Genomic DNA, 25,317 nt, shown 5'->3' with positions numbered 1-25,317 from the left:
GTATTCACGCTCGCCCCCAAACCCACACCGGGCACATCACTGAAAATTTTGCTGACTTCCGACCACCAGCTCAAGCCGATGACATCTGCCAATCTTCAGAAGGTCGTTGAGACAGTCGGGCAAGTAGACGCTGTCTTCTTTGTCGGTGACTTAGTCAATATTCCCGACCGTGCCTCCGAGTGGTTTGATGATAATCGGGGGGGTGCCTTCTTTCCTTGTCTCCAAGGTCGCAGCAACTACGAACTTGAACATAACGGTGTCAAGACGGTTTACCGGGGCGGACAGATAATTCAAAACGCCCCCATGTTTGCAGCGATTGGCAATCATGAGGTGATGGGACGCTTCTCGATGGAAAGTAGCTTAAACGACCAGTTCGATGACTCTTATCCTCGTTGGGCTGCTCAGGAAATTTATGCACAAAAGGCAGAAGAAAAAAAGGCAGAGCAACTAAACCCCGGTGAGGACACGAAGCGCAATTTCGCGTCTCTTCAACAGTTAAAAGATAATTCTTTTAATACCGATACTTACGAAGAAATTTTTACTTTACCCGAAAGCAAGGAGGGTGGAAAAAAATATTATGCCGTCACATTTGGTGATGTGCGGTTGGTAGTACTTTACGCAACCAATGCGTGGCGTTACTGGGGATTAGAGGAGAAGACAAAGGGAAGATACCGCGAACGAGAAAAACACTTAAATAACCCGGAAAAGTGGGGATATGGGCAGCACATCTTTGAGCCAATTGCCAAGGGTAGCGAACAATACACCTGGCTCGAAAAAGAACTGAATAGCCCGGAGTTTAAGCAAGCAAAGTATAAAGTTGTGATGTTTCATCACCCACCACATTCACTGGGGGATAACGTTGTCCCTCCTTATACCGACCCAGTGCAGACGATCGACCGAGATGGGAATGGCAATATTAAATCGGTGCGTTACAAGTACCCTAGAGAAGCTGATTACATTATCCGAGATGTAGTACCACTGCTAGAAGCTGCTAATGTGCAGTTAGTATTTTATGGGCACTCGCACCTGTGGAATCGCTTTGTCAGTTCTAGCGGGATGCACTTTTTAGAAACCTCGAATGTCGGCAACTCCTATGGTGCGGCGTTGGGCGAAAAGAAGCGACCTGTCCCAGAAGAGTATCAAGAGAATGATATCGTAACGGGCGATCCGAATGGCTTGGAAGCAGTGGTACCGACGATTGCGCCGCTAATGGGTGAAGATGGGAAGCCATTGTCGTATGTGGCGAGTAATGAGATTACGGCATTTAGCATCTTCGACACGGGAACGGGTACGGTGAGCAGTTACCGTTTTGATACGCGAAAACTGGACTCAGAGGTGGTAAAGTTTGATGAATTTAAGCTGAAATAGAGGAAATTTACCCGGCGATTTATCGAGTAGGCAATGAGCGCGATCGCTCAATCATTCTAAAAAGTTGTTACCCCACCATTTTGCAAGCATAAATCGGCTAAAATTAGGTAAAGCAAGCCCCTTTACAGTTACTTTTATAAGAATCCAATATGAGTTTTGAGATACCAGTGGTTTATATCCCCGATTTCTCGCTCGAAATCGGGGATTTCGCCTTCACGAATCATTGAAGAAATAGCACAACTTAGCTATCTCGGATTGAAGGAGCCATTGCCAAAGTTTCTGCTGCTTTTTGCATTGCTTCAAGATCCGATGATGTCCAGGTACGAGCATCCTGACAATTATGAGCAACTAGCAATCCCCACAACCGAACAGAATTGAGAATTGGCACCACTAAATTAGCGCGTATCTTCATCGTGCGGAGAAAATCGCGGTGGCAAGGGTTAATCGGTTCTAATTCAATATCTGCGATCGCTCGTACCCTTCCTGCTTGGTACAAGGCAGCATATTCATCATTAAAACAATCATCGGGGCCTGTTGAGCCGAAGATCGAGTATTCTCTAGACCTCAAGGACTCAAACGTAACCTGCCCTTTCCATTGGCGATAAAAGTAATATAAAACGACGCGATCGACTTGAAGCAAATCTCTTAGCTCGTCGGTCGTCTTTTGAACTAAAACATCTCGCTCGATACTATTGGCAAGACGGTTAGCAAATGCTCGCAAACCCGGATCGCTATCTTGTATAGCAGGACTAGAGTCAGAATCTCTGTTGAAGTTACTTTGCACGGGAAGACAAATCCGACTGAGTTATGACAATTGAATGTTTTTTATGATAACGCTATAGTCCAAATAGCATCCACTCTAAAAGCTAAGAGATTGATGCAAACAGCGATCGCTCTTATTTTTTGGGGGAGTGCAATGTCCTATACAGCAGAAATTCACACTTTATACTTCTTGATTCACCAGTAATTGACTTTTTTGTTGCTCAATTGGAATCTCAATTAAGAACTCTGCACCCTGTCCCGGTGCTGAAATACACTTCAGTTGACCGTTATGCTTATCTACAATTTGGTAGCTAATTGACATCCCCAAACCTGTCCCAGAACCGACCGGCTTAGTTGTAAAAAACGGATCGAATAACCGACTGCTGACTTCCTGCGTCATTCCTGGGCCATTGTCAGCAATCTGAATCCTGACTTGATTGGGTTGCACCGTAGAAGTCCGAATCCAAATTGTTGGAGATTCTTCGGGGTTCATCGTTGATGGTTTATTGCCGCGAACGGCGAACGGCGAGCAATGAACTGCTTCGAGGGCATCAATCGCATTCGTCAAAATATTCATAAATACTTGATTAATCTGTCCCGCATAGCATTCAACTTTGGGTAGGTTGCCATATTCTTTGACGATCTGAATACCCGAACGATCCGGTTTGGCTTTCAGACGATTTTGCAGGATTAGCAGCGTGCTATCGATGCCTTCATGAATATCGACAGTCTTCATCTCTGCCTCATCAAGACGAGAGAAGTTTCGTAAACTCAGGACTATTTCGCGGATACGGTCAGCTCCTACCTTCATAGAAGATAGGATTTTAGGCAGGTCTTCGAGTAGGAAAACCAGGTCGATTTCTTCCGCCTGAGCTTGAATGGCGGCGGGTGGCTGGGGATAGTGTTCCTGGTAGAGCTGAAGCAGGCGTAGTAAATCGAGAGCGTATGCATTAGCGTAAGAGAGATTGCCGGAGATGAAGTTAACGGGATTGTTAATTTCGTGAGCAACCCCCGCAACCAACTGTCCTAAAGAGGACATTTTTTCACTTTGAATCAGTTGAGCTTGAGTTTGCTTCAGTTCGCGCAAGGCGTGTTCAAGCTGAGCGGCTTTAGTTTGGGCAGTGCTGGCGGCATCAAGCTGCTGGTTGTAAAGTTCGGCTTGGTTAATCGCGATCGCTAGCTGGTTGACAACCGCCGAGAGTAATTCCACCTCGCTGTCCGTCCAAGGTTGCACTTGGTTCCGGCGATGACAAGCCAAGGCACCCAGTTCGCCACTCGGTGTCTGTATTGGCAGCGCCAGCGCTGACCGAGTGCCTGCAACGAGTAATGTTTGCGGAATGACTGGATCGTCCGGAGTTTGCACTTCATCCAGGCGGAACATTTCTAAATTCAGCATTTTTTCCTCAAACTTTGGAAAAAATCCCACCGGATAGAAGCCAAGCCAGTTCGCTTCGGTGGAAGTTCTCGCTTCCTTAACAACCTCCCAGCCGGGGGGTGAGGAATGGGGGCGATACCAAGCGAAGGTGCATGACTCAATCCCCATCCGCCTTTGGATCGCCCCGACGGCGGTTTCTAGAATCGTATCTAGATCGAGGGTGTTCCGGATCTGGTTAGCTAGACGGTTGAGTAGTTCTTCCTGCTGAGCGAGTTGTCTGAATCGAGTTTCCGATAGTTGCAGAGCGACTTCAGCCTGTTTGCGTTCGGTGATGTCGGTGGAAATGCCGCAAACTGCATAAGGCATACCATTGTCGTCGTAAAGCGGAAACTTCATCGAAATGTAGGTGTGTAAGCCGTCGTCTTGAGGAATCACTTCCTCACTTTCTAAAGGAATCCCTGCCGCAAGTACCTTTTGATCGTTGGTTTGCAATGCCTCAGCGACCTCATAAGGTAAGTACTCGTACTCAGTCTTCCCTTTGACTGCCTTTGCATCAACGTTGAGCAAGTTGGCACACTTCCGGTTCATCAAAATATTACGACCTTGAATATCCTTGACGTAGATAGCGGCTGGAGAGTAAGCCAGAATTGCTTGAAGCTGCTGTTCGCTCTCCCTCAGAGCGGCTTCAGCCTGTTTGGCACTTGTGATGTTCCTCGCAGTGCCCGTGGTGCCGAGGATGTTTCCGGCGTCGTCCTTAGATGCGATCGCGTTGAAGCTCATCTGAATCGGCGTTCCATCTTTACGCAGATGCACCGTTTCGTATTGGAAATACGGCTCACCCTCTAGCAGGCGCAGATGTATCTGCCAGTTCTGCTCCACTTGTTCCGGTGGCTGGAAATCGGTGAACAAACGCCCGATCATTTCTTGGGGATCGTATCCATGCATTTGTTTGACCGCAGAGTTGACAAATGTAAATCGCCCCTGTCTATCCACCGACCAAATCAAATCCTGGGAAGTCTCGACCAAATGGCGGTATCTTTGCTCACTCGCCTTCAGCGCCGCCTCTGCCTCTTCCCGGTTGGCAATTTCGCTTTGCAATTGCCCAATGGCAGCTCTTAATTCGCAGGTACGCTCCTCAACCCGGATTTCTAGTTCTTCTTTGGCTTTCTTGAGTGCTTCCTCTGCTTGTTTGCGCTGGGTGATTTCCCGCGCTACGCCAACTAAACCGATAACCTTTCCTTTAGGGTCGCGGTAGACGCTTTTTGTGGAAAGAAATGTCCGGGTAATCCCTGTGGTGAGTATCGTTTCCTCGACAACTTGAGTCACGCCCGTCGTCATGATTTGGCGGTCAGTCTCCATGACTGGATGTGCCAACTCTAGAGGCAGTAACTCGGTATCATCCTTGCCGATAATTTTCCCTTCCGGTCTGCCAAAAACAGCGGCACCCGCCGAGTTGATCATCAAATAGCGACCCTGAAGATCCTTCACATAAATAGCATCCGGGGTGCCTTCAATCACCGCACACACAAGGCTGTAGCTGAATTCTAGTTCTTCTTTGGCTTTTTTCGCAGTTTCCTCGGCTCGCTGGCGCTGGGTGATGTCCGTGTGCGATCCCGCCATCCGAATCGCTTTGCCATTGTCATCTCGCAGCGCTGCTCCCCGCGCTAAAATCCACCGATAAGAGCCATCTTTGTGCTGCAAGCGATGCTCTAATTCGTAATTAGAAGCTTGGCTATTCATGAGATAAGCTTGGACGGTCGCGATCGCGCGATCGCGATCATCGGGATGCAGGCGTTTTTCCCACTCTTCTATTTGATTGGGCAACTCATGCTCTTCATAGCCCAGCATCTTCTTCCATTGAGGTGAAAAATAGGTCTCGTTGGTTGCTATATCCCAATCCCATAATCCATCTTTAGAACCTTGAACTGCTAAATCAAACCGTTCTCGGCTCTTACGTAACTCTTCTTCAGCAGCTTTCCGTTCGGTAATATCTTCAAAAGTGCAAAGGATGCCGACCACGTTTTCTTCACCATCATGGAGTGGAACTTTGTTACTGTCTATCCAAGACGGTTTACCATCCGCCTTGAGCGTTGATTCAATGCTGTGATATTCTGGCGTGTTTGTTTCCATAATTCGCCGTTCGCTATCCCGCAATAAGCCCGTTTTTTCTGTGAACAACAAATCGTAGTCGGTTTTTCCAACAATATTTTCTGGCTTGCCAACCCCTACTAGCTGTGCAAAATTCCAATTGCACCCCAAATAGACTGAAGTTCTGTCTTTCCAAAAGATAAATTGGGGGATGTTATCCATTACCAATTGCAGCATTTGTTGCGACTTTCGCAGTTGTTCCTCAATGTGCCTGCGCTCAATCATTTCGGTTTCAAGTTTGCGGTTAGCTATCTCTAATTGAGCTGGGCTAGGTAATGCTAGAGCTTTGGGAATTAAGGGCACTAAGCTTGCTGCTGTATAGACTGATATTCCAGCAGTTAGCGCTTTCATAAAACCAGCTATCCAATAAATCGGATGCCAAAGCGTCCACACTTCTATGAGATGAGTGGTACCACAGGAAATAATAAAGATTCCAAATAATAGAAATATCCCTGCATAGGGTAAATCTTTTCGCTGGTGAACGAAGTAAAAGAGCGTGATAGGAATAGAGTAATAGGCAAGAGCGATTAGCACATCTGATATGATATGCAGCCCTACTAACTCTGGTTTCCACAAGTAACAATGTCCATGTGGAATAAAAGAGTTTGAACCCAAAAAAATCTGCAAAAATTGCAGCATATAGCTCCTACTACGTGTTCCTAATTTTTGCTCAACTTTGTAAACTTGTAGAGTATAAAAACATACAATTAACCTTTACATTTTTTCTCGACGAGAGAAGCTGAGAAGCCAAAATTCTAGAAAATTATGTTTAGTAATTAAAATTTTTAATCCCAGCCCATAGCCACGACAACTGTAATTTTTCTAGAAAACATACTCAATTCGCATAGCGATCGCCGTAATATTACGTATGCCAACTGGAAATGAATATCAATGTTTAACGATTGATAGGTTTTTCTACGTAATTGTTGTGGTAAAAAAGGTCTCTGGCGTCAATGTAGAAAATTAATAAATTAAACGAGAGTTCATTTGTCAAGAGAGCGATCGCTGAAAATTAGCTAGAAAATTACCGACAAAATGCTCAATCGGAGTCGCTGCGGCGCTAAAACACTCAAAGCTGGGCTTTCTTGCTATAAAAAGAAGAATCACCTTCCGATAATCATTCTTAGAATGCGGCTAGGAAGGATAATGATTTTAAATTCGAGAGCGATCGCTATGGCTGGAACGCAGTGAGTAGCAACCGTTCGGCACACTGGGGTAGATTGTAAAGCTATATTGCAACTCTTGTAAAAAGATTTAGAAATCTGCCAAGCCCGTGTCAGAACCTTAACCTAGAACTTTAAAGGAATGTTGCAAGGGAAACGTCATGGATAAAATGCAAAAGTATCGCTTCGTCTGTACTCTCTCCTTTGGCGATATCTATGGGCAAATCATCGTTTGGCTGATTGTCATCTTCATTAGTCTCGCCTCTGCACTAGCGCTGTGGAGTACCACTCGGCAAATTTACGCCCTAATGACTGTCGGACTCATCCTAGTGCTGTCTTTGCCGTTCTTGCTCTTTGCCTTCGTGACCACGTTGTTTAACCACATTGAGGTTTCTGCAATGGATATCCAGGACACCACTGAGACCGTTGGTGGCAGTTTACCCAACCAAAACCCTGCCCAAGTGACTAGTTGAAGAGCCATCAGTCTTTGGTCAACACTGAGAACTGAGGGCTAAGGACTGAGGACTGAGGACTGAGACGCCAGAACAGGTATTAGGGCTAAAAAGAAATTTATGAAGAACTTCCCCGCTTTGTGGTGGGGAAGTTTTTATTTGCGTCAGCATGGATGTAAGAATTCCAAAGAGCGGATCTTAAAGATGCTTGAACACGATGTCGTGATTGTGGGAGGTGGATTAGCGGGGTGTCGCGCCGCCTTAGAGATTGCCCGCACAGAACCCAGCTTAGATGTGGCGCTGATTGCCAAAACTCACCCGATTCGTTCCCATTCGGTCGCCGCGCAGGGGGGTATGGCGGCAACGCTGAAGAATGTAGACCCTGAAGACACTTGGAAAGACCACGCTTTTGACACCGTAAAGGGATCTGACTACCTGGCGGATCAGGATGCGGTGGAAATCCTCACCCGCGAGGCTCCAGACACGATCATCGACCTGGAACACATGGGAGTATTGTTTTCCCGATTGCCGGATGGTCGGATTGCCCAGCGGGCTTTTGGGGGGCATTCTCACCGGCGCACTTGCTATGCAGCGGATAAGACGGGTCACGCGATTCTGCACGAACTGGTGAATAATCTCAGGCGTCACGGCGTCCGCATCTACGATGAGTGGTACGTGATGCAGCTGATTCTGGAAGACGCCCAGGCGAAGGGTGTGGTGATGTACCAGATTCTGGACGGGCGAATTGAGGTTGTACGGGCGAAGGCGGTGATGTTCGCCACGGGCGGCTATGGCAGGGTATTTAACACCACCTCGAATGACTACGCCTCGACGGGGGATGGGTTGGCGATGTCTGCCCTCGCCGGGGTGCCGTTGGAAGATATGGAGTTTGTGCAGTTTCACCCGACGGGCTTGTATCCGGTGGGGGTGCTGATTTCGGAAGCTGTGCGGGGTGAAGGCGCGTATTTGATCAACGCTGAGGGCGATCGCTTCATGGCGACTTATGCCCCCAGTCGCATGGAACTCGCTCCCCGCGATATTACTTCACGAGCGATCGCGCGAGAAATTCGCGCCGGAAGGGGCGTTCATCCCAATGGCAGCGCCGGTGGCCCCTTTGTCTATCTCGACTTGCGCCACATGGGGCGAGAAAAAATTATGAGTCGGGTTCCCTTTGCTTGGGAAGAAGCTCACCGATTACTCAGCATCGACGCCGTAGATCAACCGATGCCCGTGCGCCCTACGGCTCACTATTCAATGGGCGGCATCCCCGTCAATACCAGCGGTCAGGTGAAAAGTGGTCCGGATGGTTTAATTGACGCTTTCTTTGCCGCTGGAGAAGCTGCTTGTGTCTCGGTTCACGGGGCAAATCGATTGGGCAGTAATTCCCTGTTGGAGTGTGTGGTTTATGGCAGAAAAACGGGGGCAACGATCGCGCAATTTGTCCAAAACCGCAAGCTGCCCGAACTGGATGAGCAACCCTATCTGCTAGAAGCTCACTGCAAAATCCAAGCGCAACTAGAACAATCGGGTCAATACCGGATTAACCAAGTGCGTCAAGCCTTCCAAGACTGCATGACTGAGTATTGTGGTGTCTTCCGCAGCGAGGAATTGATGCGCGAAGGTTTGAACAAGCTGCAACAGATTCAGCAGCAATCCCAGGATATTTACCTGGATGATAAAGGTAAACTCTGGAATACTGAAGTCATCGAGGCGCTGGAACTCCGCAGCTTGATTATTGTCGGACAAATGATTCTGACATCGGCGCTCAACCGTCAAGAAAGTCGAGGCGCTCATTATCGCGAAGATTATCCTGAGCGTGACGATGAGAATTTCCTCAAGCACACGATGGCTTTCTATTCTCCAGCCGGGATCGATTTGCGCGATCGCCCGGTGACGATTACCATGTTTGAGCCAAAGGAACGGAAGTATTAAGTGATTAGGTGGAAAGTTTGCAAGTTCATAACCTGCCGACTTTCCACCTGCCCACAGGCGTGCTGGCTGCGAATGGGGGATATATTGCGATCGCCTGTCATGACACTCCCCAAATAAATTTATGTAGATTTATTAATTTATTCTACCCACAGTTAGATGTATAATTACTTAACAATGAAGGGGAGTAGCTGCTAGCGAAGAATGATGCTAGCCCATCTGAATCAACATACTGGCGATGAGCCTGGTTCAGGTGACAAGCGAAAGAAACTAAAAATAAGCGCCTAGTCGCTGAACTAATTGTTTCAAACCTTGGGAGCGAGACCTTCACCGAGTTCACATCCGATGTGAGCTGCTGGTGAAGTCCCATGTACCCTCCAGAAAGCTCACTCAGATGCGATAGGTAGAACATTCTGAGGAGCTTGAGAGGATGCTGACAGCTTTTACTGCCGGTTTATTATTCATCACTTTTTCCGAATTAGGCGATAAAACCTTTTTCATTGCGGTAATTCTGGCAATGCGCCACTCCCGACGACTGGTATTTGCAGGCGTTGTGGCGGCATTGGCAGCAATGACGGTTCTGTCGGTTCTCTTGGGACAAGTGGCGTCTCTACTCCCCAAGCATTATCTTCATTTTGCAGAAATTATTTTTTTTGTTGGCTTCGGGGTGAAGTTATTGTACGAAGCAAGCCAGATGCCAGCGGGACCAGACTGTGAAGAAGCCGAAGAAGCGATCGCCACGGTTAAAGAAGCTGAGTCGAAGATGCCAAAAAAGAAAACTCCTTGGGCGATTGTACTCGAAGCCTTTATGCTGACATTTGTAGCAGAGTGGGGCGATCGCACTCAGATTGCCACAATTGCTCTAGCTGCGTCCCAGTCGGCTGTAGGGGTTACGGCTGGGGCTATTGCGGGGCATAGTATTTGTGCAGCGATCGCTGTTTTGGGGGGTCGGATGATCGCCGGACGAATTTCCGAGCGATTAATTACAGCAATTGGGGGCGGCTTGTTTTTACTGTTTGGAGCGATCGCCTTATTGGAAGGAAATTAAAAATTAAAAATGCCTGCATTAAAAATTCTGTTTTTTGATGAAAGCATTTTTAATTCTTAAGACCCAGGTTAAGGCGTAGGGCTGGGAGATACAGAAGGCGAAGTCGTAGGTGAAGTCGTGGGCGCAGCCGTGGGTGCGGGTGCGTCAGCCGCCAGTTGTTTAATTTGGTCTTTGACTCTAGCTGGAGCTAGAGCGATCGCCGTATTGAATAGGGGTTTAGCTTCGGCGATTTTGCCTTGTTCTCGCAGCACCAGTGCCTTCGCTAGCACCGGACGAAAATCCTGTCGATTGCCTTTGATGGCGTCATCGTAGATAGCGATCGCTTCCGGATAGCGCTTTTGCTCAACGTAAACCTTGCCCAACTCCAACTGCACCGAAGTGACATCGACGCTACCAGGTTGAACTTGATTCACTTGGGGAGCAGTTTTCAACGTGTCTTGCAGCAAGCCAATCGCTGCTTCCGGACGGTTTTGTTGTACCAGAAGACTGACAAGACCTTGCAGGGCGTTCATATCTCCCGGTTTAGAAGTCAAAATCGAGCGATAAGTTTGGGCAGCCCCTTCTCGATCTCCTGTTTGCTGTTTAGCCTGCGCGAGTAAAACTGCGTACTCGCTTTGATCGGGATTCAGCTTCGCCAGTTTTTCCAAGGGTGCGATCGCGCCTTTGATATCGCGCATTTTTAGCCGTGCTTCTAACAACCCCCGCAGCGCCGTTTGATTCTGTGGTTCTCGCTGCAAAACCAGTTCGTAACCTTTCGCTTGCGCTTCCAGTTCCGCTTGATTAGCTACCCCTGCCGTCTGAGTTGGTGTTGGGGTTGCCCCAGTAGTAGGCTCTTTGCCGTCAAAAACAATACCCACCAACGGAATGATGGATAATCCGACAAAGATTAACACGCCTAGCCCTAGGACTAGATTAATAAACCAGCGATTGCGCTTTTGGGACACACGACTGCTCTGAACTCTATTGCCATTATCAAACACAATCTTATTTTCCACTGTCACACTTGGCAAACCGCATCACTGTCTCCACATTTTAAAATAGTGGCAGCATCGAACCGAACTTGATAAGGTGTAAGTGTTTTTGCTGAGTGCAAAAACATTACGGATCTACCAGTCGTATCACCGCATTCAGTACAATGAGCTGACTGACTCCCCCCAAGGGGATGTGTCTCCGCCGCGAGGAGTATTATGAGTCCTTCTGTAAATCGGTTCTCCGAATTATCCCAGTCTTCTGGCGATCCTAAGCCAGAACCACCACCCCTATCCAGTCCGCCAACGCCAGCGGATACAGCGTCAAACAGCGATTTGGAACAAACAACTGAAGAGAATCCTGCTGTCACACGACAGCAACCCATTCCTCCCCCTAGCGAACCCATGCAATACCGGGCCATTGGCCTAGTAAAGGGTAAGTACACGTCCTCCGACGAGCAATTTACGCGAGGAATGCTGCTGGCAAGCGATGGAACAGCCATCGATGCCGTGCTATTAGGTCGGGTGATGAGTTTAGTCAAAAATCACCTGAACTTAGAGCAGGAACATTTATGGGTTGTCTATCCCCGGATGCGACAAGAAGACGGCAACTTGCACGTCCAGATTGTGGGCGTTTGGGAGCCAGAAAGGCTGAACCAGCCGTCGTCTGACCCAGAAGCGGAAGCAGCCCAATCGTCCGAACCCACGCATATTCAAAGTGAAGAGTCGGCGGCGAACGATGGCTATTTTTCGATTCGCGGGGAAGTGATTTTTCAGTCGCGAGAAGAAGAAGAAGGCATCATCGTCAAGATTAAGCAGTCTCCTCGCAAGCAGGAAGACACACCTAAGTTTTTCAAGTTGAAACTCAATGGTGTGGTTCAAGAAAAGGCAGTCGGTCATTTCATGGATTTGCAGGTGCAACGACAGGGGAACTCCCTGGTAATTCAGGAGAGCCAGGATATTGGTCGCCTGCCTCCTAGAAAGATTCCGGGCAAGAAGCCGTTTCGAGGAGGTGGAGGTGGGCGTCCTCCCAACAGAAAGCCAGGAGGAGGAAGCCGAGAGCGTCCCGTGCGTCCAAGCGGAGAAAGACCCGCAGCGATCGCGCCCCCATCCCCCAAACGCAAGGAACCCTTGCCAAAGCCAGTTAAGCGCTCTTCCCCGCCGCCAGAATAAACTGGCGGTTAGTCATGAGTCACTGTGATGAGTTACACCTAATAACGAATAACGAATGACAAATGACTAATCTAGGGAAATTTGAGAACCCCATCGGTCTTGGGGTAAAAATGAGCGATCCCGTGGAATGGGGGCAACAGGTTCGGTGAGGGTAAATGTCCCCGCCTCAATCCATTGCTTCAACTCCAGCGCTACTTGATTAGAAAAGAATAGGCTGACTAAGGGGGCAACCCGCACGGGTTTGCCCTCAATTGTGATGCGTCCCGTCTTCAGCTGGGCGTAACTCACAAGCCCAAAAGTGGGACGGACGCGCCGAGGAATCGAGAAATCGACAACCGGCGCAACGATCTCCTTGTCTTGCACGGCACAATTGGCGACGACTTGCTCTTGTAAAACGGGCAGTGGGATACCAACGCCGAGCATCATAGAAGGGCCATAATTTTTGAAGTAACAGCCGCGCACCCAGCGAGAATTCATTTGTTTGGCGTCTCCCATTAAGGCAAGGGTAGCCGCCGGACCAACAGGCGTTCGATTTGGCAACCGCTTTTGTAAGGGGAAGTGTTGGGTGCCTTCCCACGCTACATAGCCAACGCCACCGCCTAAGAAAATCCGAGTGCCAATCCCGATCGTTTGCAGGTCTGGATCGTTCAGGAGGGGAGAAATTGCCCCAGCGTTTGAGTAGACGGCATTCGCGAGGCGGGGTTGCAGCGGGCCGAGGTAAGTATAAAGCGGGCGATCGCCTCCATTCACCCCGACGATAAAATTTTGGTATAGATTGCGGGGATTATATAGATAAAACTGGTTAATCGTGTCGCGGGTGATGGTTGTCTCAAAGGAAGCACGAGGGTAGCAGTCCGTCCCTTGCCCAATGGCGCGTAGTTGCACCGTTTTCCCAGCAATTAAATCTTCAATCACATGACCGCCGCCGCGTTCTCTAGATTCCTCGCCGTCTAGGGGTTCGCCCGTACTCCGATATTCCACCATCTGGGTTGCTCCCAGATACAGATCCACTGCCCCAAAGCCAGAGTAGGCTAAAACCCCATCTAACCAACAGGAGCGAATTTTAATTGGGGGATCGGTGTGTCCCAGGTTAATAATCGCCCCCGAAGACTCCATCGGCTCGAAAGTGCCGGTGGTAATGACATCTACTTGCTTCGCAGCTTGGGTGACTCCCACTTCTGCCACCCGTGCTTTTAATTCTTCTATTGTCCACACCACTGCACGCTGGTGGCTGATTTTGTCGTTAATTTCGGCAAGGGTTCGCATAGGGAAGGTTGAAGGGTCGGACTTTTGCTCATCCCTAGTTTCCACTATTGCGATGCCTCGTGGGGCGACGCTTTTGGGAGGTTAACGGTATGTGTTGCTGTTCAGATTGCCGATGAGTCTATCGCCGCCAAGTAACTAACTAAATCAGTTTGGCTGGAGAAATCTAACAGCGCTTCTGCCAATCCCTCTAATTGAGGAATCGATAAACCGCGAATCTGTTCTTGCAGTTCGGGATTGATGTCACCAAATCGTAGCCTGAGCTGCCGCAAAATTAACGCCACTTCTCCTTGTCGCAGACCTCGTTGCTCGCCCTTTTGGAGAATGTCTTGATAGATAACAGATTCCTGCATAATTTCCTCTCGGAATAGTTGTTGAATCAAATCTTTTTTAAACCGCAAACCAGCAAGAACCCCGGCACAAGCGAGGATATTCTGTCGCTCGGTGGTTTTCTCGATCCTAGCGACCCCAGTGGCGACTTGCTCTAATAAGGCTCTGGGTGAATCGCTGCGGGCTAAGGTTGCCAGGGGTAGGAGAGCCGGGTTTGCTAGCAGTGGGGTGGGATCTTCCTCCCACATACGGATGACTCGATATTGATGTCTGGTGTTTGTGTCTGTGTACTGCTGTCGAAAGACGAGTTCTGAGGTAGTGGCTTGCAAAAAGATTGCTATCTGCACAATTTCACACCCATATTGCCGCTTCAGCCGCGTGTAGTAGTCGAGCATCCGGAAGTCGAGGGGCGGAGTTGATTGCGCCGAGGTTTGAAATTCCAGGTGCAAGATTTGGTTGGCGACTTGCAGGAAGATGACAGAATCGGCGCGAATCGGTTCCAAACTGAGTTCGCTTTTGATTACCTGGATGTCTGAAACTTCAGATGACAGTAGCCACTTGGCAAATTCATCTGGGTAGTTCTCAGCGAGATACTTGCAAGTGTTGTCGTATTCCAAGAGGGCAATTGGAGAAAGTCTTATTATTTTCTCATCGGAGGTTACTAACTAATCGCGATCGCTACTTATGGCTACTTCTTCCCTTTACCAGTCACATCATTAACATTCGCCTGATTCTCGTTATCAAGATTAGGCTTGTCATTAATGGATGACTTCCCTTCCGGCAACACCACAGTTTCTCGCTCAAATTCAGCAGCTTCATGAGACGTTGCTATACCCTCTGGATCAAAATCTGCTTCGCGCTGACTGCGCCATTGATCGAGAACATCTTTGAATAAGACTTCTTTGAACCAAATCTGACCAACAACGGTTAGCGGTAACGCCAAGACCAACCCTAAAAATCCAAAGAATGTGGCGAAAAATACTTGAGCAAGTAACGTTACGGCTGGCAACAGCGATACCTGTTGAGCCATAACGTAGGGTGTTAAGAAATTGCTTTCAACCTGCTGAATAAAAAAGTAAAGACCGAACACAGCCAAGCATTTCCAAGGAGCCTCCAACAGCGCGATCGCCATTGGTGGAATGACACTAATCGTCGGGCCAAGATTGGGAATCAAATTTAGCACCCCTGCCAAAATCCCTTGAGCCAGCGGTGACGGGATTCGCAAAACCGACAAGCCAATCATACTCATCAGCGCGACTACACTCATGCTGATGAGAGCGCCTCCAAGCCATCGCCCTAATGACACCTCGCATTGGTCCAAAATCCCATCCACGCGCCGCCGATAAAAAGAAGGAAATAGCCGCACAAATCCCTTGCGGTAAGCTTGGGGATTTGCTAAGAACATTCCGGTTAAAACCAGCACCAGCAAAACGTTGAGGATAATCCCTAAAGAGCTGGAGAAAAAGGCGACCGAACTGCCCAATAGCCGATTGATTAAGGGCTGTACTTGTTGGCTTATGCTCTCCACATCGGGTAGGTACGGTGTCAGCTGGCTAGGAAGACCCGTTCTGAGGCGATCTACCCAAAGATTCAAGCGCTCAAACCCTCTAGGAACCCGTTCTGTGAGTTCTTGAAACTGGACGGTAAAGGGCGGCACAATCAGCCAAAAAAACCCGACAATCAGAGCTAATAATAAGACAATCGACGCCAGGATCGCGATGCCATGTTTCATTCCCGATCGTTGCAGCCGCCGCGCCAATCGGTTTAAGGCAGTCGCCAACACAACGGCGGCAAACACCAACAGCAACACCTGCCGAATTTGCCACAAAACATAAAGAGAAACGACTAAGACGAATAAGCCAATCCACTGACCTAGATTCACAGGTGTTGACTCCGAGCTGACATAGGCTGTAATTGCCGTTTAATGCAGCTAGATTAGCCGATTTTGGCAACTTTCGCATGGGTTGAAAGTAAGGTTTGAATAGCTGCCAAGCGTCAACTGTTTCAGTGTTTTTATGTAAGCCGCTCTAGTCAGATAAGTATTCATTGATACTTAAAATACAACTTAGTCCAGTTGGCGATATTGTCGCGATCGCTGCCAGAAGGTCACAGCCATAATCAGCGTTGGCAGAAACACAACCATCAGCACTAGGGCTGGGGATGCTGGAATTGATAAATAGGGACCACCGTACTTAATTAAGATTGACAGTGCCGCTGAGGCGACTAGCACTTTAAGAATGAATCCAACCTGAGTTGTCATACAACTTAATAAACAAAGACTAAAGTACGGCTATACGGATGCTTGTAGGGGTAGACACCGAACCCAGGCGATCGCATCCCCTTTTTTACAATAGCTTTTAGAGCCTCACCCTGTTACCAATTTCGATGCTCTAAAAGCTTACTAAAGCCAAGAGTACATTTAGCTTTCACTCAGTAGACATCTGAAAGCAACCTTTCAAACTTTATAACTTTTAAGAGGTTCGTATCTACAATGCCTGTTGAAAATAATAATAAGCGATCGCCCAAAGCCTCTAGAACAAAGCAGTTTGGCGGCAGCTTCCTGATTTTGTTCACTATCCTTCTACTGCTAAACTTTATCATTCCGAGTTTTGGCTCTCAATTGCCGCAGGTACCCTACAGCGACTTTATCAATCAGGTAGAAAGCGGTAAAGTTGAGCAGGCAGTTGTGAGCAATGACCGGATCGAGTATGCGCTTAAATCCGATGCCACGGGAGAGCAAGCCGCACCAGATCAGGTATTCGTCACCACGCCAGTGGCAATCGATCTGGATCTACCCAAGATCCTGCGCGAACATAACGTAAAGTTTGCTGCACCTGCACCCAACAACAATGGCTGGATTGGAACCCTCCTCAGTTGGGTTGTTCCTCCCCTGATTTTCTTTGGAATTTGGGGATGGTTGATGAACCGGGGTGGAGGCGCAGGTGGCGCAGCGCTGACGGTTGGGAAAAGCAAGGCACGGATTTACTCAGAAGGCAGCACCGGCATCAAGTTTAGTGATGTGGCGGGTGTCGATGAAGCCAAGTTAGAACTGCTAGAGATTGTGGATTTCTTGAAAAATGCCGGGAAGTACACCCGATTGGGAGCCAAAATTCCCAAAGGCGTGCTGCTGGTGGGACCTCCGGGAACTGGCAAGACACTCTTAGCAAAAGCGATCGCGGGTGAAGCGGGCGTTCCTTTCTTCAGTATCTCTGGCTCCGAATTCATTGAACTATTCGTCGGTGTCGGCGCTGCACGAGTCCGCGACTTATTTGAACAAGCCAAAAAACAAGCCCCTTGCATCGTCTTCATCGACGAACTAGACGCGCTAGGTAAATCTCGCGGCGGTGCTGGAGGCTTTGTCGGTGGAAACGATGAGCGCGAACAAACCCTTAACCAGTTGCTCACCGAAATGGATGGTTTTGATGGGAATACCGGGGTGATTATCGTCGCCGCCACCAACCGCCCAGAAGTGCTAGATCCGGCTCTGCGGCGTCCGGGTCGTTTTGACCGGCAAGTGGTGGTAGACCGCCCGGATAAAGTGGGTAGAGAAGCCATTCTTGGCGTCCATTCCCGAAATGTCAAGTTAGCAGATGATGTAGACTTGGTAGCGATCGCGGGTCGCACACCTGGGTTTGCCGGTGCCGATTTAGCCAACCTGGTGAATGAAGCGGCGCTACTGGCAGCACGTCAGAACCGCGACGCTGTGATGATGGCAGACTTCAACGAAGCAATTGAGCGTGTTGTCACCGGATTAGAGCGCAGATCCCGCGTTCTGAATGATGTTGAGAAAAAGACTGTCGCTTATCACGAAGTCGGTCATGCGATTATCGCGGCTTTGATGCCGGGAGCTGGTAAAGTCGAGAAAATCTCTATCGTCCCCCGTGGCGTCGGTGCCCTAGGCTACACGCTCCAGATGCCAGAGGAAGACCGCTTTTTGATGGTAGAAGATGAAATTCGCGGTCGAATCGCCACTCTCCTAGGTGGACGGTCATCGGAAGAGTTAATCTTTGGGAAAGTGTCTACGGGTGCGAGTGATGACATCCAAAAAGCAACAGATTTAGCGGAACGGGCGATTACTCTCTACGGCATGAGTGATGAATTGGGACCCGTGGCGTTTGAGAAGCCGCAGCAACAGTTCATCGAGGGTTACAGCAATCCGCGTCGTTCAGTGAGTCCCGTGGTGGCTGAGCAGATTGACCGCCAAGTGAAGGAAACGATTGATGCAGCGCACCACATGGCTTTAGAAATCTTAGACAAGAATCAGGATTTACTGGAAGAGCTGGCACAGATGCTTTTGCAAAAAGAAGTTTTGGAAGGCGCTGAACTGCGGGAACAACTCAAATCCGCTAATATTCCTTCAGAAATGGATGAATGGTTGCGTAGCGGGAAGTTACCTGACGGGATACAGTTGAAGCAAGCCGCTTTGGTTTAATGACTCCTTGAGGTGAGAAAAAAGCGATCGCTTTTCGTTTAAAGCGATCGCTTTTCCTTTGGGAGCATCCCGATACGTGCCAATCTACAACAGCGGATTTCTTTCCCCTGTTTTACGGTTTTATTGCAGAAATCTGCAAGGTAACTGGACTAAGTATTATTACCTGGTTCCAGAGAAGAATGATGGAATCAAGTTGCGATCGCTAACTCAGAGTGGGTAGTGAAACGCATCTTTTTTGTAAAAATTTATATATAACCATCCTCTGTAATGGCATTTCCCTGGAGCGTCACCCTTCAAAGTTGATAATCTACAGCAATCGGTTGGACTTGCTCTTCGCTAGTCACTACTGGGGCACCTGAAAATGGATGAAAATTTATCAATTCTGCCAGAAGTGCAGCCGCTGTTATAAAGTATAAAACTACACTAAATTTTATGAGCCATGCACCATTCATTGAAGATTTCCTTTTGGGCAGAGTTTAATTTCTTAAACATGATACCAACCTTCTCAAAATCGTCATGTATCTTAAGCAACATTGAAGCGATCGCGCGACCTAATTTCCCTTGAGGATGCTCCACAATGAATCTCCCTATCGCTTTTGAAGGCGAGTAGGAATATTTGTTTCTGTTGTAGACATCCAGTAAAATCGGATTCGTCTTCTGCGATCGCTAGCAGGCTTTTTTCCTATCCTGCTTTATCAATTTTTGTGGTCTTCCAATCCCTAACACTAGGGGCTAGAGAAATTAAATCTTCAATATTGCGCCGCATTGTGGCACAAATCGCATCCAAAGGAAGGTCATTGGCATCGTGCCCAAAAGGATTCTCAATTTCAATCCCAATTTCTTCAATTCCAAACAATGTAAAGCTAATTAAAGAAACCGTTAGCCCAGTCCACCAATGCAACTGTCCAACCATTTGAAACGGCAAAGATAGACAATAGATTAACAGTAACTGCTTGAGATGGATTACATAAGCCATTGGAATTGGAGTTTTGAGAATGCGTTCACAAGCCCCTAAATTGTCTACTAGTAGATTAATCAAATTTTGCAAAGAATTCATTTGATAAACATTCAGGCGATTTCGACCATGTTGTTCTTGTAAATAATCTCCAATCCAAAACGCAACTTCTAGTGGTGGATTGTTCATTGTCTTTAGCTTAAAGTAGCGAGACTCAGACATCAAATCTTCTAGTTCACTGTTGACTGGCTCTGACCTAAGATGCAATTTAGTCGCTACTGAAAAAGCTACTAGAAGCCGTAAAGCAGCTATTTTCGACTCTCTATCTTTCGGTTCGTTTTCGTCAACCGATACCCAAATTTGACGAGCCAGGTTGCGGACAGTGTTCACGATACTACCCCAACATTTCCGACCTTCCCAGAACCGCTCGTAAGCTGTATTCGTCCGAAAAACCAGTAATAAACCTAAAACAATATTAGGAATTAAGCTAGCTAAAATTGGCAAAGATACAGCTAATTTAAAATGGTGAAGAACAGAAATAATTAAGCCAAATAGCCCGCAGATTAGGGTTCTGGGCAAGACTGCCGGAATGACCGATCCTTTTAACTGGAAGGTAACTTGAAACCACTGCCATTTCTTTTTATCCATTAAACTTTAACCTCTAACTTTGACTCAGACGCTGAATTACATCCAAAAGATAATACTCGATTTATCCTTGAGATTTTTTTAAGGTTATAGCATAGTCAGTAAATGTTTCTGAAACAGTCTTGTCCTTTTAGGAGTAGATTGTGTCAACGATGTTCCATTGCAGTTAGTAGCAGGTAAGCGATCGCATTGTTAGATGGTTTCAATCGCGATCGCGCTTCGGAATTGCTAAAAGTATTAACAATTGCAGTAGTGTTTACCCGGATTGTGGTAAATTATTGGGTTTTGCTTGAGATTACCCTAAAATTTAAATAATTATAAAATATAGCGCTCTTTGACAGGCACGCAAAGCTATCTTAGCTGCCCCAAGCCATATTTAAGAAGTGTCTTCTGGAGGTACTTTGACCACTGTTCCCCTGCCGCCTAACGAAATAGAACGCCTAGAGGCACTGCGTCGCTACAACATTCTCGATACACCTCCCGAAGAAAGCTTCGACCGCATTACGGCTCTGGCGGCTCGGCTTTTTGACGTACCCATTGCCCTAGTTTCTTTAGTTGACCAATTTCGAGCCTGGTTTAAATCCTGCTACGGCTTTGACACCCGCGAAATTAATCGTGAAGCAACAATGTGTAGCTTCGCGATTTTGTCTAAGGATGTTTTCGTCGTTGCAGATACCAGAAATGACCCCCGCTTCGCTTGTAAGCCCTATGCAATTAGCGAACCGGGGATTCGCTTCTATGCAGGTGCCCCCCTAATTGCGAAGGATGGCTTTAATCTTGGCACCCTTTGTCTTGTAGATAGCAAGCCGCGCCATGAGTTATCTGCCGAGCAGCGAGCAACCCTTGCCGACCTAGCGGCGATGGTGGTTGATGAGCTAGAGTTGCGGCTGGCTGCACACAAAATTGCCCAGATGGATGCTGCCCTCATTGAGGTGACGAAGGGAGTTTCGGCAGCGACAGGGGAGGCGTTTTTCTACTCCCTGGCGCAACACCTCACCAAGGCATTGGATGTTGATTTCGCTTTTATTGGGGAACTAGCGGGGAAAGACGAAGATAAAGTCAGCACGATTGCTCTCTATGCCCAGCATGAGATTGCAGACAATATTGAGTATTCACTGCTGAATACACCTTGCAAACAGGTGATTCAGCAAGGAAAGCTATGCTGCTATCCCCGCAATCTCCAAGCGCAATTTCCTGGTAATTTTTTGCTAGCCGAGATGGACGTTGACAGCTATATCGCAACTCCGCTTTTAGGCTCCACAGGAAGAGTGTTGGGATTAGTGGGGGTGATGGCTCGAAAACCGTTGGAGAATCTCCATCTGGCAGAATCGCTGCTGACAATCTTTGCCACCCGTGCGACGGCAGAACTGGAGCGCAAGCGAGCGGAGGAAGAACGTGCCCGACTGTTGGCTAGCGAACAAGCGGCACGCGCCGAGGCAGAGGCGGCGAACCGCATGAAAGACGAGTTTTTGGCGGTACTTTCTCACGAATTGCGATCGCCCCTCAACCCAATTATCGGATGGTCGGGGATGCTTCGCACTCAGAAGTTGAACGCAGCAACGACTGCCCGCGCCCTGGAAACCATTGAGCGCAACGCTAAGTTACAGGCAGAGTTGATTGAGGATCTTCTGGATGTGTCGCGGATGATTCGAGGCAAACTTTCCTTGAATGTGTGCCCGGTTAATCTGATCTCAATTGTTCAAGCGGCGATGGAGACGGTACATCTAGCCGCAGCGGCTAAAAGCATTCGACTGGAATCGGTACTCGATCCTGCCGTTGGTTTGGTTGTCGGCGATCCAAACCGCTTGCAGCAGATTATCTGGAACTTGCTCTCGAATGGGATCAAGTTCACACCCTCCGGGGGACGAGTGGAAATCAAGCTCGATTGCACTGGCTCCTACGCCCAGATTGAGGTGAGCGATACAGGCAAAGGAATCGAGGCTGACTTTCTGCCCTATGTCTTCGAGCGCTTCCGTCAAGCTGATAGTACCAGCACGCGATCGCAAACAGGGCTTGGTTTGGGTTTGGCAATTGTTCGTCACCTCACCGAACTACACGGCGGAACTGTCTGTGTTGATAGTCCTGGGGAGGGGCAAGGGGCAATCTTTACGGTGAAACTGCCGCTGATGATGAAGACTGAGTTGAAAGGACTCAAGCCTGAGCTAGAAGCCCCAGTTAGTACACAGCCTTCATCAAGCTTCAGCACTGTACTGGAAGGGTTACAGGTGTTGGTTGTAGATGACGAGGCTGATAGCCGAGATTTTCTCGCGATCGCGCTTGAACAGTATGGAGCGAGGGTAACAGCAGTAGCATCGGTACAGGAGGCACTCTTAGCGCTGCAACAGGTAAAACCAGATGTCTTAGTGAGCGACATTGGGATGCCCGATGAGGATGGCTACACGTTGATCGGCAAAATTAGAGCAATGACGCCAGAGCAAGGAGGACAGATTTCAGCGGTAGCACTGACGGCGTATGCCAGAAGCGAGGATTGCGAGCGTGCGATTTTGGCAGGCTTCCAGCAGCACGTCACGAAGCCTGTCGAGGCAGCGGCATTCGCTGCAACAATCGCTAGCTTGGCTAGAAATTCTTTCAATATAGTCTCCTAGTTGGGGATGCGATCGCGTTGTCAGACAGATGCAATTGCGATCGCGTTGTAACTAAGGTCAATGGCGATCGCATTACGAAATTACCTGCCCAGGCAGGTAATTCTTGTGTTTATGCTGCCTTGGTGAGAATTACTGACATCTTCATTTTATCAACATAATTCTCTGCAAGAAAGGACCGTGTTTATTCGGATGGTTATTCTTTTCTTTACCTTTATGGTTTTGAGATTTCTGGATTCAAGTTAGTTGTATTGGCAACGGTAATTTTTATGAAATATCCAGCATCGAACTCACTAATTGTACAGTGACTTTTTATTTGACGTGGAGACAGATTAGTGTCGTTAAAGAGGCAAAGCTAAACCTGGCTTGCTTTTTCCGCTCAATCTAAATTGGCAATGCTGATGGTCAAATGTAGAGCGTTGAGTAATCTTTCTCTGTAATTCTACAATCGGGAAAGTTTTGCTCAGTGCCACGAAATTGTCTCGAAGTCATTTAATTCGGCACTGTACAATTACCTCTAATAATCTAACAATTACCTCTAATGAAGCTTTATTTGTATTTTTCTTCGACCCTAGCACTCATTGTCCTTGCCTCTTGCAGTTTACCGGGGATTCCACAGAAGCCACAATCTAATATGGGTCAGGTGACTCAACCCCAACTCAGGGTGGTAACGTTGGATGACAATAGTAAGATAGCGATGGGGCAAACTATCTATGTCCCTATCTATTCTCATATTTATTACGAAAACCAGAAGGAAGTTTTATATTTATCAGCCACTCTTAGTATTCGCAATACGGATTTGAGCAATCCCATCATTGTCACTTCAGTGCGCTACTATGATACAGAGGGAAAATTAATCAAGCACTATTTAGATCGCCCTGTGGAACTTGGTTCTCTAGCTTCTACAGATTTTGTTGTAGCGAGAACTGACACCACTGGGGGGTTAGGAGCTAACTTTATTGTTGAGTGGATAGCTAAAAAGAAAGTTTCTGAGCCTGTCGTTGAAGCCGTTATGATTAGTGCTGCATCCAACCAAGGAATTTCTTTTGTCAGTCCTGGTAGAGTTATTAAAAGTCATAACGATAAGTAATTTGTATTATTAGCTTTTTTTGACACAAAAATATACTACCAAAGTTTTTTAACGATTATTAGTTTACTATCAAACTTCTAGCCACAATATCGATAAAAAGGAAAACACGTTAGCTTTCAGTGAGGATAATATCGAAGCTATCCTTTCCCAAAACGCTAAGCTGTTCAGCATTTAGATTGAGATAGCTAAATTACTCAAAGAGAACAGAAATTAACATAGTTGTTGAAGGCGATCGCATCTCCAAAAAAAGTCTTAATACATTGCGAGTCTTGTGCTTAATTTAGCTGGGTTCATCGTCATGAAGATGGAATCGACCTAATCACGTCAATCATTAATAAATTTCGGTTTAATAGCTCCTTGCCGCCTGAGTTGAAACCATTCTGAAAACTCAGGACATTTTTGCTCATCAATCACCTTTTCAACGTTGATGTACAGTGCCAAATTAAATGGCGTCGAGACAATTTCGTGTCACTGAGCAAAACTTTCCCGATTGCAGGATTACAGAGAAAGATTACTCAACGAGCTAGCATTTGACCAGCAGCATTGCCAATTTAGATTGAGCGGAAAAAGCAAGCCAGGTTTAGCTTTGCCTCTTTAACGACACTGATCTGTCTCCACGTCAAATAAAAAGTCACTATACAGCCTGTAAAAAGGGGGAAGAGAATTCGCATCTATACAGACTAAACCCGACCGAAGCGGGTTTCAAAAGTCTCGCGTTGCACGTACAAAAGGACGTTTGTGTAGCGTTTGTCGCCTTTATGTAGTATGTTGAAGTATATTGTATTCACCCAAAGGTGATGAGATGTACTGGTATAACGGCAACCTGATTGAGTCGGGAACCCTGGAATTAGCGATTGACGATCCGGGGTTACTTTATGGAGCGAAGGTGTTTACAACGCTGCGGGTTTACGAGCAGTCGTTGGAGAGTCCGCTGACTAACTGGAAAGGACATTGCGATCGCCTCTGTTGCAGCGTGCAAACGTTTGACTGGCAGCAGCCAGACTGGGAACAATTACGGCAACAAGCAGAAGCGTTAATCCCACACTTCCCCGTTCTCAGAATTACTCTATTTCCCGATGGGCGAGAGTGGATTAGCGGGCGGTTTTTTCCCGATGAATTGATAGAAAGACAAAAATATGGTATTAAAAGTTGGTTAGCGGCAGAGCCGTTATTTTGCCGCTCAATTCCCGAACATAAAACGGGGAACTACCTGCCTGCTTGGCTGGCATTGGGAAAAGCTCAGCAGATGGGAGCGACAGAAGCAATTTTGGTCGATGATAAGGGAAATTGGTTAGAAACCAGTACGGGCAATCTTTGGGGATGGCGGGATGGTAAGTGGTGGACGCCGCCTCTAGATGCTGGAATTTTGCCGGGAATCGCGCGATCGCAACTGATCAACTGGCTGGCAAGTCAGAATCAAACCCCTGAGCAAGTACCTTGGGATGCTGACTTTGTGAAAGGATTGTCAGTTCTTGCTTATAGTAATTGCGTGGTGCAAGCCGTTCCGATTCATACCGTTCTTTGCCAAGAAGGTACTTTGACTTTTGACCCGTTACACAGCAGCCTAGAGCAATTGCAGAGCTTATTTCAGCGCTACCAAACCCATCAAGCTT

20 protein-coding genes are annotated in these 25,317 nt (G+C 47.6%); 11 read left to right on the top strand and 9 right to left on the bottom strand.

The features are described from left to right. A partial coding sequence (locus tag H6F50_RS12765; protein WP_190428990.1) for a metallophosphoesterase occupies window positions 1-1,368 on the top strand: 1,368 nt, incomplete at its 5' end. A 241-nt stretch (window positions 1,369-1,609) separates the two neighbouring features. Here H6F50_RS12765 and H6F50_RS12760 read toward each other — a convergent pair. Both H6F50_RS12760 and H6F50_RS12755 read right to left on the bottom strand, forming a co-directional pair. Next, window positions 1,610-2,152 carry a GAF domain-containing protein gene (locus tag H6F50_RS12760; RefSeq protein ID WP_190428989.1) on the bottom strand — a complete coding sequence of 181 codons (543 nt, stop codon included), beginning with the start codon at window positions 2,150-2,152 and terminating at the stop codon, window positions 1,610-1,612. 159 nt (window positions 2,153-2,311) lie between these two features. Next, window positions 2,312-6,292, bottom strand: a complete 3,981-nt coding sequence (locus tag H6F50_RS12755) for a PAS domain S-box protein (protein WP_190428988.1) — start codon at window positions 6,290-6,292, stop codon at window positions 2,312-2,314. A gap of 685 nt (window positions 6,293-6,977) precedes the next feature. Here H6F50_RS12755 and H6F50_RS12750 point away from each other — a divergent pair. The 4 genes from H6F50_RS12750 (at window position 6,978) to H6F50_RS12735 (ending at window position 10,245) form a co-directional block, all read left to right on the top strand. Then, window positions 6,978-7,289 (top strand): hypothetical protein, encoded by a 312-nt coding sequence (locus H6F50_RS12750; protein WP_190412006.1) that lies wholly within the window; start codon window positions 6,978-6,980, stop codon window positions 7,287-7,289. Between the two features lie 183 nt (window positions 7,290-7,472). Further along, window positions 7,473-9,200 (top strand): succinate dehydrogenase/fumarate reductase flavoprotein subunit, encoded by a 1,728-nt coding sequence (locus H6F50_RS12745; RefSeq protein WP_190428987.1) that lies wholly within the window; start codon window positions 7,473-7,475, stop codon window positions 9,198-9,200. 8 nt (window positions 9,201-9,208) lie between these two features. After that, entirely contained in the window at window positions 9,209-9,364 is a 156-nt protein-coding gene (locus tag H6F50_RS12740; protein WP_190428986.1) for a hypothetical protein, read from the top strand. A gap of 263 nt (window positions 9,365-9,627) precedes the next feature. Beyond that, window positions 9,628-10,245 carry a TMEM165/GDT1 family protein gene (locus tag H6F50_RS12735; protein ID WP_190428985.1) on the top strand — a complete coding sequence of 206 codons (618 nt, stop codon included), beginning with the start codon at window positions 9,628-9,630 and terminating at the stop codon, window positions 10,243-10,245. Window positions 10,246-10,313: 68 nt separating this feature from the next. Here H6F50_RS12735 and H6F50_RS12730 read toward each other — a convergent pair whose 3' ends face one another. Next, the gene (locus H6F50_RS12730) at window positions 10,314-11,189 is read right to left on the bottom strand and encodes a tetratricopeptide repeat protein (RefSeq protein ID WP_190428991.1); all 876 of its coding nucleotides are present in this window, start codon (window positions 11,187-11,189) and stop codon (window positions 10,314-10,316) included. Window positions 11,190-11,432: 243 nt separating this feature from the next. Here H6F50_RS12730 and H6F50_RS12725 point away from each other — a divergent pair, with 243 nt between their 5' ends. Then, entirely contained in the window at window positions 11,433-12,386 is a 954-nt protein-coding gene (locus tag H6F50_RS12725; RefSeq protein ID WP_190428984.1) for a hypothetical protein, read from the top strand. Window positions 12,387-12,452: 66 nt separating this feature from the next. On the opposite strand, the gene H6F50_RS12720 is transcribed toward H6F50_RS12725, so the two are convergent. The 4 genes from H6F50_RS12720 to H6F50_RS12705 form a co-directional block, all read right to left on the bottom strand. Then, complete coding sequence (locus H6F50_RS12720) at window positions 12,453-13,652, bottom strand: homocysteine biosynthesis protein (RefSeq protein WP_190428983.1); 1,200 nt, start codon at window positions 13,650-13,652, stop codon at window positions 12,453-12,455. Between the two features lie 101 nt (window positions 13,653-13,753). Further along, window positions 13,754-14,596 carry a DUF4351 domain-containing protein gene (locus H6F50_RS12715; protein ID WP_190412014.1) on the bottom strand — a complete coding sequence of 281 codons (843 nt, stop codon included), beginning with the start codon at window positions 14,594-14,596 and terminating at the stop codon, window positions 13,754-13,756. Window positions 14,597-14,667: 71 nt separating this feature from the next. Then, window positions 14,668-15,861 (bottom strand): AI-2E family transporter, encoded by a 1,194-nt coding sequence (locus H6F50_RS12710; protein WP_190428982.1) that lies wholly within the window; start codon window positions 15,859-15,861, stop codon window positions 14,668-14,670. Between the two features lie 183 nt (window positions 15,862-16,044). Next, window positions 16,045-16,239 carry a hypothetical protein gene (locus H6F50_RS12705; RefSeq protein ID WP_190412016.1) on the bottom strand — a complete coding sequence of 65 codons (195 nt, stop codon included), beginning with the start codon at window positions 16,237-16,239 and terminating at the stop codon, window positions 16,045-16,047. Window positions 16,240-16,470: 231 nt separating this feature from the next. Between H6F50_RS12705 and ftsH the strand changes: the two genes are divergently transcribed. Next, window positions 16,471-18,411, top strand: a complete 1,941-nt coding sequence (gene ftsH, locus H6F50_RS12700; RefSeq protein ID WP_190428981.1) for an ATP-dependent zinc metalloprotease FtsH — start codon at window positions 16,471-16,473, stop codon at window positions 18,409-18,411. A gap of 293 nt (window positions 18,412-18,704) precedes the next feature. On the opposite strand, the gene H6F50_RS12695 is transcribed toward ftsH, so the two are convergent. Beyond that, window positions 18,705-18,863: a hypothetical protein gene (locus H6F50_RS12695; RefSeq protein WP_190412018.1), complete on the bottom strand. Its 159-nt coding sequence runs from the start codon at window positions 18,861-18,863 to the stop codon at window positions 18,705-18,707. Window positions 18,864-19,093: 230 nt separating this feature from the next. Next, window positions 19,094-20,014, bottom strand: coding sequence for a bestrophin family ion channel (locus H6F50_RS12690; RefSeq protein ID WP_190412019.1), 921 nt, complete (start codon window positions 20,012-20,014; stop codon window positions 19,094-19,096). 398 nt (window positions 20,015-20,412) lie between these two features. Between H6F50_RS12690 and H6F50_RS12685 the strand changes: the two genes are divergently transcribed. From H6F50_RS12685 to H6F50_RS12670, 4 genes are all read left to right on the top strand, one after another. Beyond that, window positions 20,413-22,617, top strand: coding sequence for an ATP-binding protein (locus H6F50_RS12685; protein WP_199292129.1), 2,205 nt, complete (start codon window positions 20,413-20,415; stop codon window positions 22,615-22,617). A 17-nt stretch (window positions 22,618-22,634) separates the two neighbouring features. Next, window positions 22,635-22,775 (top strand): hypothetical protein, encoded by a 141-nt coding sequence (locus H6F50_RS12680; RefSeq protein ID WP_190428979.1) that lies wholly within the window; start codon window positions 22,635-22,637, stop codon window positions 22,773-22,775. Between the two features lie 380 nt (window positions 22,776-23,155). Next, the gene (locus H6F50_RS12675; RefSeq protein WP_190428978.1) at window positions 23,156-23,704 is read left to right on the top strand and encodes a DUF3124 domain-containing protein; all 549 of its coding nucleotides are present in this window, start codon (window positions 23,156-23,158) and stop codon (window positions 23,702-23,704) included. Window positions 23,705-24,506: 802 nt separating this feature from the next. After that, window positions 24,507-25,317: aminotransferase class IV (locus tag H6F50_RS12670; protein ID WP_190428977.1), on the top strand; the 811-nt coding region annotated here is incomplete at its 3' end.

The sequence above is a fragment of the Coleofasciculus sp. FACHB-712 genome (assembly GCF_014695635.1).
Lineage (GTDB): Bacteria > Cyanobacteriota > Cyanobacteriia > Cyanobacteriales > FACHB-T130 > FACHB-T130.
Note: the sequence above shows the minus strand (reverse complement) of the source record. Positions and strands in the feature narration are given on the sequence as shown.

What these genes read in the sequence shown, in the direction of transcription:
- H6F50_RS12725 (WP_190428984.1), top strand. Translation starts at nt 11,433, where the DNA reads ATGAGTCCTTCTGTAAATCGGTTCTCCGAATTATCCCAGTCTTCTGGC.
- H6F50_RS12750 (WP_190412006.1), top strand. Translation starts at nt 6,978, where the DNA reads ATGGATAAAATGCAAAAGTATCGCTTCGTCTGTACTCTCTCCTTTGGC.
- ftsH (WP_190428981.1), top strand. Translation starts at nt 16,471, where the DNA reads ATGCCTGTTGAAAATAATAATAAGCGATCGCCCAAAGCCTCTAGAACA.
- H6F50_RS12695 (WP_190412018.1), bottom strand. Translation starts at nt 18,863, where the DNA reads ATGAATGGTGCATGGCTCATAAAATTTAGTGTAGTTTTATACTTTATA.
- H6F50_RS12745 (WP_190428987.1), top strand. Translation starts at nt 7,473, where the DNA reads ATGCTTGAACACGATGTCGTGATTGTGGGAGGTGGATTAGCGGGGTGT.
- H6F50_RS12735 (WP_190428985.1), top strand. Translation starts at nt 9,628, where the DNA reads ATGCTGACAGCTTTTACTGCCGGTTTATTATTCATCACTTTTTCCGAA.
- H6F50_RS12705 (WP_190412016.1), bottom strand. Translation starts at nt 16,239, where the DNA reads ATGACAACTCAGGTTGGATTCATTCTTAAAGTGCTAGTCGCCTCAGCG.
- H6F50_RS12720 (WP_190428983.1), bottom strand. Translation starts at nt 13,652, where the DNA reads ATGCGAACCCTTGCCGAAATTAACGACAAAATCAGCCACCAGCGTGCA.
- H6F50_RS12690 (WP_190412019.1), bottom strand. Translation starts at nt 20,014, where the DNA reads ATGGATAAAAAGAAATGGCAGTGGTTTCAAGTTACCTTCCAGTTAAAA.
- H6F50_RS12755 (WP_190428988.1), bottom strand. Translation starts at nt 6,292, where the DNA reads ATGCTGCAATTTTTGCAGATTTTTTTGGGTTCAAACTCTTTTATTCCA.
- H6F50_RS12675 (WP_190428978.1), top strand. Translation starts at nt 23,156, where the DNA reads ATGAAGCTTTATTTGTATTTTTCTTCGACCCTAGCACTCATTGTCCTT.